13 protein-coding genes and 1 tRNA gene are annotated in these 11,976 nt (G+C 35.7%); 11 read left to right on the forward strand and 3 right to left on the reverse strand.

What is annotated here, in order from left to right:
* Positions 1-40 precede the first annotated feature (40 nt).
* Both AB9K26_RS11895 and rbfA read right to left on the reverse strand, forming a co-directional pair.
* Positions 41-1,246 carry an ABC transporter permease gene (locus tag AB9K26_RS11895; protein ID WP_369972781.1) on the reverse strand — a complete coding sequence of 402 codons (1,206 nt, stop codon included), beginning with the start codon at positions 1,244-1,246 and terminating at the stop codon, positions 41-43.
* Between the two features lie 21 nt (positions 1,247-1,267).
* A complete protein-coding gene (gene rbfA, locus AB9K26_RS11900) occupies positions 1,268-1,663 on the reverse strand; it encodes a 30S ribosome-binding factor RbfA (RefSeq protein WP_369972782.1) in 396 nt (131 codons plus the stop codon).
* A 169-nt stretch (positions 1,664-1,832) separates the two neighbouring features.
* Between rbfA and mce the strand changes: the two genes are divergently transcribed.
* The 6 genes from mce (at position 1,833) to AB9K26_RS11930 (ending at position 7,649) form a co-directional block, all read left to right on the forward strand.
* Positions 1,833-2,237, forward strand: coding sequence for a methylmalonyl-CoA epimerase (gene mce, locus AB9K26_RS11905; RefSeq protein WP_369972783.1), 405 nt, complete (start codon positions 1,833-1,835; stop codon positions 2,235-2,237).
* Positions 2,238-2,293: 56 nt separating this feature from the next.
* Positions 2,294-2,367 (forward strand) — tRNA-Ile (locus AB9K26_RS11910).
* 179 nt (positions 2,368-2,546) lie between these two features.
* Positions 2,547-3,281: a hypothetical protein gene (locus tag AB9K26_RS11915; protein WP_369972784.1), complete on the forward strand. Its 735-nt coding sequence runs from the start codon at positions 2,547-2,549 to the stop codon at positions 3,279-3,281.
* Between the two features lie 118 nt (positions 3,282-3,399).
* Complete coding sequence (locus AB9K26_RS11920) at positions 3,400-6,432, forward strand: two-component regulator propeller domain-containing protein (RefSeq protein WP_369972785.1); 3,033 nt, start codon at positions 3,400-3,402, stop codon at positions 6,430-6,432.
* A 1-nt stretch (position 6,433) separates the two neighbouring features.
* Positions 6,434-7,186, forward strand: coding sequence for a LytR/AlgR family response regulator transcription factor (locus AB9K26_RS11925; RefSeq protein ID WP_369972786.1), 753 nt, complete (start codon positions 6,434-6,436; stop codon positions 7,184-7,186).
* Between the two features lie 250 nt (positions 7,187-7,436).
* Entirely contained in the window at positions 7,437-7,649 is a 213-nt protein-coding gene (locus tag AB9K26_RS11930; RefSeq protein WP_369972787.1) for a hypothetical protein, read from the forward strand.
* Here AB9K26_RS11930 and AB9K26_RS11935 read toward each other — a convergent pair.
* Positions 7,638-8,234 (reverse strand): riboflavin synthase, encoded by a 597-nt coding sequence (locus tag AB9K26_RS11935; RefSeq protein ID WP_369972788.1) that lies wholly within the window; start codon positions 8,232-8,234, stop codon positions 7,638-7,640. The genes AB9K26_RS11930 and AB9K26_RS11935 overlap by 12 nt on opposite strands.
* A 130-nt stretch (positions 8,235-8,364) precedes the next feature.
* Here AB9K26_RS11935 and pdxA point away from each other — a divergent pair, with 130 nt between their 5' ends.
* From pdxA to accB, 5 genes are all read left to right on the forward strand, one after another.
* Positions 8,365-9,411, forward strand: coding sequence for a 4-hydroxythreonine-4-phosphate dehydrogenase PdxA (gene pdxA / locus AB9K26_RS11940; RefSeq protein ID WP_369972789.1), 1,047 nt, complete (start codon positions 8,365-8,367; stop codon positions 9,409-9,411).
* Positions 9,412-9,479: 68 nt separating this feature from the next.
* On the forward strand, positions 9,480-10,022 hold the full coding sequence (locus AB9K26_RS11945; protein ID WP_369973090.1) for a DUF177 domain-containing protein: 543 nt from the start codon (positions 9,480-9,482) through the stop codon (positions 10,020-10,022).
* Positions 10,023-10,030: 8 nt separating this feature from the next.
* Positions 10,031-10,234, forward strand: a complete 204-nt coding sequence (gene rpmF, locus AB9K26_RS11950; protein ID WP_369972790.1) for a 50S ribosomal protein L32 — start codon at positions 10,031-10,033, stop codon at positions 10,232-10,234.
* Positions 10,235-10,413: 179 nt separating this feature from the next.
* Entirely contained in the window at positions 10,414-11,409 is a 996-nt protein-coding gene (locus AB9K26_RS11955) for a beta-ketoacyl-ACP synthase III (protein WP_369972791.1), read from the forward strand.
* A gap of 44 nt (positions 11,410-11,453) precedes the next feature.
* Positions 11,454-11,942, forward strand: coding sequence for an acetyl-CoA carboxylase biotin carboxyl carrier protein (gene accB / locus AB9K26_RS11960; RefSeq protein WP_369972792.1), 489 nt, complete (start codon positions 11,454-11,456; stop codon positions 11,940-11,942).
* Positions 11,943-11,976 lie beyond the last annotated feature (34 nt).

Here is an 11,976-nt window from a genome sequence, read left to right on the forward strand (position 1 = left end):
GAGAGCCTGGTTGCATAGCAACTTGCCCAAAACAAAAAAATCAATTTGATTTTACCAAGCGTTTAGTGATGCGTTGGGATGCCAATTTTGACGCCAAAATTCCCAACGTAGAAATAGTAATGAGTACGATCACAAAATTTACCCAAGAAAGGACTACAGGATAGGGTTCTGAGGGTATAATCATGACCAAGGCAAATTGCTTTTGAAGAAATATGATAGCAACTCCAATTATTAAACCGACAATGCCGCCAAGAATGGTCATTAAGCTACCTTGCAGAAAAAAGATGCGTCTGATATCTTTAGTCGTAGCACCAAGATTGAACAGGGTATGTAAAGACTCTTTTTTATCTAAAATCATCATGATTAAAGCGCCTACCACATTAAATAGAGCAATTACAATGACAAGCGTAAAAATTAGATAAACCGCAACGTTTTCGGTATTGAGCATTTTGTATAAAGCGCTGTTGAGCTGTGTTCTGTTTTTGATGTGTATTTGGTCTTCAAAAATATTTTGAAGATGTTTTTTTATCTGCGCTTCATCTGCATTTGGAGACAATTTGATTTCTATACCTGAGAGTTGATTTTCGTTGTAATTAAGCAGTTGTTTCACGATGCCGATATCGGCATAGACATACTCGTAGTTAAGTGTTTCGTTGATATCAAATATACCAACGTTAAAGACCTTAGTGGAATTGAAAGCACTTCTAACAGAAGTGATTTGTCCTTTTCCAGGTTTTAGAACAGAAAGCGTTAGGCTTGTAGATGTATCTAAAATACCGAACGATAATTTATTGGAAATGCCACCACCAGACACAACTTGTACCGTTTCGGGTTCCAACCAGTGACCAAAAAGAATGACGGAATCAATTGTGGTTACGGCACTGTAATTTGAGTCCACACCTTTTAAGGTAACGATTTGCCGTTTGTTATCAGATTGAAGAATAGCGCGCTCTTCGATAATTTTGGAACATACGGAAATGTCCTCAATAGCTGAAAGATCGCTCCATTGTTTTTGAGATATTTCAAAGGATTTTCCTTGTGCAGGCACGATTTTTAAATCAGGATCAACCAATGATGAAAACCGAAGACTAAAGTCTTTCAAACCCGCAAACCCAGACAACACAATAAACAAAGCAGCAGAAGCTATAATCGTTCCCAATGCTGCAATTAATGTCATGATATTGATGGCATTGTTGCTACTTTTGGAAAACAGATAGCGTTTTGCGATGTACAAGGAAAAACTCATTATTTCACGAAAGAAAAAAGATTAAGACTTTTTTCGCTTGTCTAAAAGGTCTTCGTCTTTTATTGGGTTCTCTTCACCTTTAAGCGATTGTTCAATTTTATCAATATATTCTAGAGAATCATCAATAAAGAACTCTAGGTTGGGCATTCTGCGGAGTTGGTTCTTGGTGCGTTTGGCCAGCTCATGACGAATCAAGGCCGTATTTGATCGGATACCTTCCAAAAGAGCCTTCGCCTCTTTATTAGGGAAAATACTTAAATAGGCTTTTGCTATTGACAGGTCGGTCGTCACACTAACTTTACTAACCGAAATAATCACACCTCGCAATCCACCATCAGTAGCCGCTTTTTGTAAGACCTCTGCCAAATCCTGTTGTAGGATTCCTCCAATTTTTTTCTGTCTTTGCGTTTCTTCCATAGTCACCATATTTGTTACCGTCAAATCGATTATAGATTAAGATAACAACTTTTAGTATTAATCCAATTGATTGTTTTGCAAAAGTAGTTGATATTTAAGGATTATGAGGATTTTCATAGTAAAATTCAAGCTTAAGGATTAATTTTGTATAGATGACAAATAAAATATCATGGATAAAATTGAACACATAGGCATTGCAGTTAAAGATATTGAAAGCTCAAATGATTTATTTGCAAAACTTTTCGGAAAAGCTCATTATAAAACGGAAACCGTAGAAAGCGAAGGAGTCATGACGTCTTTCTTTGAAGTAGGTCCGAACAAAATAGAATTGCTTCAGGCCACAAACGAAGAAAGTCCCATTGCAAAGTATATTGAAAAAAAGGGTGAAGGCATTCACCATATTGCCTTTGCTGTTGAAGATATTGAAGCAGAAATTGAGCGATTGAAAGAAGAGGGCTTTAAAATGATTCACGAAACACCTAAAAAAGGAGCTGACAACAAAATAATTGCATTTTTACACCCAAAAGCGACAAATGGCGTCCTTATTGAGTTATGTCAGGATATAAAGCCTTAAATTGACTTGAAATTTTTGTAGAGTATTAAAATATGTAGTAATATTGCAGCCTTATTGGTCCCATAGCTCAGTTGGTTAGAGCATCTGACTCATAATCAGAGGGTCCTTGGTTCGAGCCCAAGTGGGACCACTTTAAATAAGTAAAAAAGCCTTGTAAACAAATAGTTTATGGGGCTTTTTTTATGGTTGTTTCCTGCAATTTTAACGAATTCTAGTTTAGCGCTTACGAATACTAAAAGCACGTCTTTTTAACTGTTGTGTCAATATATATTTGAGTAAAAGAAGTATAACTCCAAAACACACAACAGTATGAAAACTTTAAAAAAAGACTTAGGTCAAAGCACGGTAAATACGTTTACTAGAATTATTCAAACACTTTTAATTGTTGCTATATTCTTTATAGCATCTGAAGCATTTTCACAATCTTCAGAAGTAGAATTTGAAGTCTACACCAATTCGGCGAGTAAAGCCTCAAGGTATCTTATGGCTGATGATGTCGCGTTAAGAGATTGTCCGTCAGTACAATGTGAGCAGCTTACCACCATTGGTATTGGAACAAATGTAAGATTGTTGGCCAAAAGTGAAAGGCCTCACACCATTAATGGTATCACTAGCAGATGGTACAAAGTAAAAATGGGACCTCAGATAGGTTGGATTTGGGGCGGATTAATATCCCAAAAAACCATGGTGAGCCATAATAATCCAGAGGTGAAATTTGTTTTTGGTGAAGCGGGATTTGATTTTAAGGGCAATAAGCTTTATCAAGTCAGAGCCATTAAAAATGGCGTTCAATTGGATAAAATGATTTTTAAGTCCGATCGATTAAGCAACGATATGGTTGCTTTGGAAAAAGCTCAAAAAACACCGAAACACACTGATGTTATTGTGCTATCAAATAAGGATAAGGAAAACAACCTAAAACCGTTCTACATCACCTTTAAGGATAATGTCTTAAAGAAGTCAGAAACCGTAATTGCAAATACAAAAACGAATACCAAACCGGCCTCTTATTCGTATGTATTTTGTACAGAGGATGAAAACTAAAACATCCGTAGATAGATATTCATTACTGCATTCTGAAAGAATGCAGTAATTTTTGTTTTGAAAATAGACATACTTGAAACGTTATAACTGCGTTCAAAATTGTAAGTTGCATTTAGTTATGACAAAAGCATTGAGGTTTTTAATATCACCTTTTTTCTTCCTTGGTTTAATAATAGGAAACATCACTTATGCCCAAAACAAACAACTTAGGCCTTATACACTCGAAGACGGCCTGCCACAGTCACAAGTATATGCCATCAGTCAAGACGCAAAAGGCTATTTGTGGTTGGGAACTCAAGGCGGAGGTTTGGTATGTTTTGACGGTGAAGACTTTAAAGTTTATAATGAGACAACAGGTTTAGAGTCCAATTACATTAATGCGATTAAGGCTTCGAAGGACACCCTTTTTTTAGGCACCAACAAAGGAGTGTCACTTATGGTTAGAAATAAAATATTCAATATTTCTGGGCCCAAGGTTAATGATATCACTAGGTTTGGAAATGCAACCTATGTGCTTACCGACAGTGGTCTTTACATGCTTTCAAACAAACACACTCTAATCAAGAAGACGTTAAACAATGAGATTGACAATTCTCAAATCAATGATTTGATTTATGATGGCTCACGATTTTGGATGGCAACTAGCAGTGGTCTTTGGGTATTTAAAGACATGAACGAAGAGGTGATTTCAGCAGAAAACTTAGATGCGAATGATTACAAATCGGTTACTGTTTTTGGTTCAAAAGTTTTTGCTGCAACCTTTGACGACGGAACCAAAGTTTACAACCAGTCAAACATGTCAGAGGAAGTATTGGTCAAAGAACCATTAAGGATCAACCAGATATCTATAAAAAACTCTAATCAGTTATGGGTTTGTACTGATAGTAATGGCATATCAGTAATTGACACCGACTCTTATGAAGAACTTTTTACAATAAATCAAGAGAATGGTTTGTCAACACCACATGTGCGACAAACATTTACAGACCGTCAAGGAAACATATGGATAGCCACTTCAGGAGGAGGCTTATATAAATATTTTCAGAACAATTTCAAACATTACAATACAGATACAGGATTGAATGGTAACCGAGTTTATGCGGTTCACCATAATGCGGATGGTTTGTGGATTTCTAATTCTGAAGCTGGATTGATGAAAATTAATGCTTTCGGAATTCAAGACATAGATATTCCTATAGATTTTTCCGAAGTCAAGATAAAAACAATTAGCAGTAGCATCAATGGGAATCTGTGGTTTGGTTCTGATGGAAGGGGTTTGCTTTTTAAAGGAAAAATAAAAGAAAAGGTTATTTTAAAAGACAGTTTAAAAACAATAAAAAAACCAAGATTTACGCAACGTGAAATCACCAAGGTGTTAAATTCGGAAAGCGACTTTCCTTTTGATTGGATTAGACAGGTACATGCTGAAAATGATACTATTTGGGCCGCTACCTATGCGAGTGGAATCGTAAAATTTAGCTATCAACCCGAAAAGGATTCATTGGTAATATACAACACTTATGCTTCGTCTGAAGGCATTGAAGATTTGCAAATAAGACATATTCAGAAAGACAAGAAGAATAGATTGTGGTATGTAACCCAAAAAGGCCATTTGGGATATCTTAAAGGAAATACGATTACAGATTTAGGGATAGTTTTAGGTCAAAACAGTCCTATAAACTCCATCGTGTTTAATAATAACAGTATGTTTTTGGGAACCGCAGGAAATGGAGTTTGGAGGTCAAACGATACGGAGTTTAGGAGTTTTAAAAAATTACAAGGCAAGAAGGACCTGACTTCTGAGAACGTGTATCAACTTATTTTTGACAGTCAAGGTTATTTATGGGTTGGCTCTGAACGTGGTGTCGATAAGCTTGAACTTAACATGAATTCGGAAATTGAAGACATTTTCCATTTTTCACGAAACGATGGTTTTTTAGGTGTCGAGACTTGTCTTAATGCAGTAGATATAGACAAGAACAGACATCTTTGGTTCGGGACGATTTATGGTTTAACAGAATACATTCCTTCAGAGAACAACCAAAACACAAAGACACCAGTGCTTTTTTTGGAAGACGTAAAGGTGGCTTATAAAAGTGTTGATTCAATTAACCTCCTAAAAAGTACAAACTCAGAGTATGTGTTGCAATTACAACCCAATCAGCGACAAGTCAGCTTTTCTTTTAAGACCATAGATTTAGATCATCCAGACGGAATAGAATATAGATATAAACTAAATAACGATGGATGGAGTCCGTGGACTGTAAATAACACCCAAGATTTTTCAGAGCTTAATTTTGGAAAACATGACTTTACCGTACAGTCTAGAAATTATAGATGGATAGAAAGCAATCCGCTTCAATTTTCATTTTTTATTGAAAAACCTTTGTATCGAAAAAGCTGGTTTCAATGGACTTTAATTGGATTTGCACTTTTAGTAGTAGCCACTCTAGGATTGCAGTATGTTAAGAGGCTAAAACAAAAGAATGAAAAAGAAACAAAGCAATTGCAACTTGAAAACCATTTACTTTCACTAGAACAGAAAGCGTTAAGGCTCCAAATGAATCCACACTTTATATTCAATGTTTTGAACGGCATAAAAGCCACAGCATCAACAAAACCTGAAAAAATGAAGGAAACGGTCAATAGTTTCGCCGCCTTGTTAAGAGATACTTTAAACAACTCAAGAAAGGAACTCATCAGTTTAAAACAAGAAATTAAAACACTAGAGCATTACATAAGGGTTGAGCAGCTAATGGCTGAAAAACCATTTACATATGACATTGATCTTGATTTAGAAATTGATTCTGAAGAAATCCTGATTCCTCCTATGCTCATTCAGCCCTTTGTTGAAAATGCCATTCGCCACGGAATTCTAAAAATAGAGGACGAAGGAAAGTTGACGATTTCCTTTAAAACTAAAGAGGGACAACTTGAGGTTATCATTCAAGATAATGGAATTGGGATTTATCAATCGCAGCAACAAAAACAAAAAGCCGACCACCAATCTATGGCGTTAAAGGTAACCAAGGAGCGTTTGGAATCTATTTCAGGAAAAAACGCATTAACAATTCAAGAAATAAAACAACCCAACGGATACATTAAAGGAACAGAAATTAGCCTTATGTTGCCGTTAGAAACCGATTATTGATATGCTAACCGCAGTAATAGTAGAAGACATTAAAGATGCCCTCGAACTTTTAAAAAGGGATATTGAAGACCAACATTCAGATATTGAAATTGTTGGAACAGCACAAAGCGTCGTTGAAGCTGCAAAAATTCTCCAAAAGACGCAACCAGACATTTTGTTTTTAGACATCATGCTCGGTGATGGCTCAGGTTTTGATGTCCTAGAGATTTTTCCAAACCTCAAATCAAAAGTCATTTTTGTAACTGCAAGTGATGAATTTGCCATACGGGCCTTTAAGTTTGCAGCCATAGACTATGTTTTAAAACCGTATAGTGATTCAGATTTAGACCAAGCCATTCAAAAAGCGAAAAATCATATCCAACCAACCAAAGAGCGCTTAAGCATTTTAAAGGAGACTTTGATTTCTCCCGAAAGAAAACCTCAAAAAATATCGTTACATACGCTTGAAAAAATCATAATTGTCGATTTAGATGACATTATTCGTTGTGAATCTGATAGCAACAACACGATGTTCTTTTTAAAGGACAACAAAAAAGTATTTGTAACAAAAACCTTAAAATATTTTTCAGATATGCTTAAGCCTTTCGGGTTTTTAAGAGTCCATCAAAGTCACTTGGTGAACCTACAGTACATCAGTGCCTTCATAAAAACCGATGGAGGTTACCTTATGCTTAATAATGGAGAAAATGTTCCCGTCTCTGTTAGAAAAAAACCAGAAGTAATAAGCCTATTGGATAAAATTCACCGACATTAAAAATTAAAAAAGAAAACCGCACATAGATAATTATCGTATATAAAGCAGATTAAAGAGAAAACAACAACTTAAAACTAAAATAATGTTGATTTTCTTTATGTTATGTCAAAAAAGTATATATTTGACATTAGGAAAATTTTAACTAAAAACGAAGTAAAAATGCGCTTTGTCGAATTTTTTAGCGTTTGAGAGGTGTATTAGATTTTTTTTTATTTTGTTAAGACAGATTTTTTTATACTTTTACCGCCTGATGAAAATACAAAACAGGAAATATGTTGCCTCAATCTTATTTGTATTAATAAGTTTTGTATGTAATGGGCAAGTAGACGGAACGCCTCCACCACCAGCGCCACCTCCTCCTCCTGGGTTGCCTATCGATGATTTTGCGCCTTATTTTTTAGTGATTGCGCTGATTTCAGGAATTATTTTACGCATCAAGCTTTCAAAAAAATTACAAAGCTAGATTTTTACCCATTATTTTTTTGACATACTTACCAATAACGTCAAACTCTAAATTGACAACAGTTCCTTTTTGGATGGCATGAAAATTCGTGTTTTCAAATGTGTAAGGAATGATAGCCACACTAAAGCTGTTGTGTTTTGAATTCACAACCGTTAAGCTTACACCATTTACAGTTATAGAGCCTTTTTCTATAGTTATGTTGTGAAGCGATGAGTCATATTCAAAAGTAAAAACCCAACTACCATCAAGATCTTCAACAGATTTACATACAGCTGTTTGATCTACATGCCCCTGAACTATATGACCATCAAGTCGGTCGCCTAACTTCATAGCGCGCTCAAGATTGACTAGGGCTCCAATTTTTAAATTCCCAAGATTTGTTTTATCCAAAGTTTCCTTTATTGCAGTAACCGTATAATTTTCATTATCGATTTTTACAACCGTTAGACATATGCCATTATGAGAAACACTTTGATCAATCTGTAATTCTGATGTAAATCCAGACCTTACAGTAATATGGAGGTTGTCTTTGTCGTTTTCCAAATTTTGAATCACTCCTAAATCTTCGATTATACCTGTAAACATATTGTCGATTAAATGGTTAAATTTGCAAGTACAAAAATACACAATACACAACAAAAGACAGAAGTTTATACGATAGCTTCTAAAGTTTAGAACAAATAGTTTTCTTTAAAACGACTCAAGACGAAATTAAATGAAAAAAGAGCACAAGATAAAAGTTGGAATTTCTGTTGGAGATTTAAATGGAATAGGCACAGAAATCATAATCAAAACGTTTGAAGACAACAGAATGTTAGATTTTTGTACGCCTGTTATCTTTGCCTCTACCAAAACCATGTCATTTTGTAAAAAACATTTTGGAAGCGCTATTAATTTTCATGGGATTAACCACACCGACCAAATTGTTGATGGCAAGATAAACGTCTTAAACGTTTGGAAAGAGAATGTAAAGATTAGTTTTGGGGAAGAGGATATAACTATTGGAGCCTATTCGGTTAAATCACTTGAAGCGGCCACCCAAGCCTTAAAAGATAATGCTGTTGACGTTTTGGTTACGGCTCCAATACACAAACACAACATACAATCAGAAACGTTTAAATTTCCAGGACACACAAATTATCTCGCTGAAACATTAGGAGGCAAAAGCCTTATGTTCATGGTAACCGAAAACTTAAAAGTAGGATTGTTGACCGATCACGTTCCGGTTAAAGATGTACCACAACACATCACACCAGAGTTAATTCAAAATAAGATCGATATTGTTTATGATTCTTTAATAAAGGATTTTAGAATCAGTAAACCGAGAATTGCGGTTTTGGGCATCAACCCTCATGCTGGAGATAATGGTGTGATTGGACAAGAAGATGATGATGTATTGAAGCCAACACTAGAAAAAATTAGAAACAACAAAAAATTGGTATATGGCCCATACTCTGCCGATAGTTTTTTTGGTTCAGGAAATTACAAAAATTTCCATGCGGTTATAGCGGCTTATCACGATCAAGGATTAGTGCCATTTAAGACCATTGCATTTGGCAATGGTGTGAACTATACAGCTGGACTTACAAGAGTAAGAACCTCTCCAGATCACGGCACCGCATTTGAGATAGCAGGAAAGGGAGAGGCAGACAACGGTTCGTTTAAAGAAGCAATCTTTATGGCTATCCAAATCTTTCGAAATCGAAAAGAATATACTAAGTTTTCAAAAAACCCTTTAAAAGCAAGGCCTAAAAAGACTTAATTTTTTAGTCTAATGCATTGTAAGTTAATAAAAATGTCTATATTTGCAGGCTCAAAATGAATGCGATGATGAAGCCTCTTAAGGAGTATACAATACAGTTTGTAGGGCTTAAACTAGGAAAGCACCATTTTGATTATCAGATTGATAAAACGTTCTTTGAGCATTTTGAGTATGATGATTTTAATGATGTTGATGTTAAAGCAGAGTTGCTTTTAGAAAAAAAAACAACGTTGCTAGAGATTCAATTTAGAATCTCAGGAAGCATTAATGTTAACTGTGACCTCACAAATGAGCCTTATGACCAAAGTGTTGACGATGTGTTCAACTTGGTTGTAAAGTTTGGAAAGGAATTCAATGATGATTACGAAGACATTGTTGTTTTGCCTCATGGAGAATTTGAGATAAACGTGGCACAGTATATATATGAATTGATTGTGTTGTCATTACCAGCAAAAAGGATTCATCCTGGCGTAAATGATGGAACATTAAATTCTGACATACTTAAAAGATTAGAAGAATTAAGCCCAAAACAGGCTACAAAAGAAAATGAATCAATTGAGGAAACCGATCCTCGTTGGGATAAATTAAAGAAACTATTAACGGATAAATAACATATAAAATGGCACATCCTAAGAGAAAAATAAGTAGAACGCGAAGAGATAAAAGAAGAACGCACTATAAAGCGTCGGCTCCTACTATTGCCACTTGCCCAACTACTGGTGAGGCACATCTTTACCACAGAGCACATTGGCACGAAGGAAAGCTTTATTATAGAGGTCAAGTTTTAATTGACAATTCAGAAGCAGAAGAAAATATGGCATAGGTATTATGCACGCATATAATAAAACGCTCAATCTTGGGCGTTTTTTTTATGTTTAATTTCTAAAAGTCTTAAAAACGACTTAATTTGCAACATATTCGTCCAAAATTTAGTAAATTCATTAAAATTTCTGCTTTTTTTGGCGATTTTCGTCTTTTTAAGACGCTTTTTAAAAATCTAGTATGAGCAAAATCACGGCCGCAATTACAGGAGTAGGCGCTTATTTACCTGAGTATAGATTGACCAATCAAATTTTGGAAACCATGGTCGACACAAACGACGAATGGATTACCACACGAACAGGTATTAAAGAACGAAGAATTTTAAAGGAAGATGGAAAAGGAACCTCTTTTTTAGCCATCAATGCAGCAAAAGACCTTATCGCAAAAACCAATACCGATCCAAAAGATATTGAATTGGTTATAGTGGCTACAGCAACCCCAGACATGAAAGCCGCATCGACATCTGCTTACACAGCAACCGAAATAGGAGCAACCAATGCGTTTTCATTTGATTTGGAAGCAGCTTGCTCTAGTTTTCTTTACGGAATGTCTGTGGCCGCACGTTACATTGAATCTGGAAAATATAAGAAAGTGTTACTTATTGGAGCGGATAAAAACTCCTCAATGATTAACTATGAAGATCGTGCTACTTGTATCATTTTTGGTGATGGTGCAGGAGCTGTTTTATTTGAGCCCAATTACGAGGGATATGGTCTGCAAGATGAACTTCTAAGAAGTAATGGCGAAGGACGTGAGTTTCTTCAGGCCAAATATGGAGGGTCTTCTTACCCTTCAACTCCAGAAGCTGTTGCAGAAGGTAAGCATTTTGTATTTCAGGAAGGCCGAACGGTATTCAAAAATGCAGTATTTAATATGGCAGATGTAACAGAGCGTATCATGGAACGCAATAACCTAACAAACGACGATATTTCATGGTTAGCGGCTCATCAAGCCAATAAACGCATTATAGAAGCTACTGCTAATAGAGTGGCTTTGGAATCAGAAAAGGTCATGATGAACATCCATAAATATGGAAACACGACATCGGCAACCTTACCGCTATTATTACACGATTACGAATCTCAATTGAAAAAAGACGATAAAATCATTTTTGCTGCCTTTGGAGGCGGTTTTACTTGGGGCGCCATTTATTTTAAATGGGCATATAACTCCTAAGTGAATGACTATGATTAACTAACTAATAAAAATGACTAATTATTATGGATATTAAGGAAATTCAAAACTTAATCAAGTTTGTAGCCAAATCAGGCGCAAGCGAGGTTAAATTAGAGATGGATGATGTTAAAATCACCATCAGAACAGGTTCAGATGACAAAGACGAACCAAAAACTTATGTTCAACAAATTCCAGTAGCACAAGCGCAGGCTCCAGCTCCAGCAGTTCCTGCAGCAGCTCCTGTGGCCTCTACTCCTGCAGCGGAAACACCTGCCGCTACAGACGATTCCAAATACATAACAATCAAATCACCTATCATCGGAACCTTTTACCGTAAACCATCTCCAGACAAGCCGGTTTTTGTTGAAGTAGGATCTACAATTGGAGAAGGTGATGTGCTTTGTGTTATTGAAGCCATGAAATTATTTAACGAAATAGAGTCTGAAGTTTCTGGTAAAATTGTTAAGATTCTAGTTGACGATGCCTCTCCAGTAGAGTTTGATCAACCGTTATTTTTGGTAGATCCATCATAACAATTCAAAACACCAAGTGCTTAGCCATTTCCAA

Source organism: Psychroserpens sp. XS_ASV72 (genome assembly GCF_041224425.1).
GTDB lineage: Bacteria > Bacteroidota > Bacteroidia > Flavobacteriales > Flavobacteriaceae > Psychroserpens.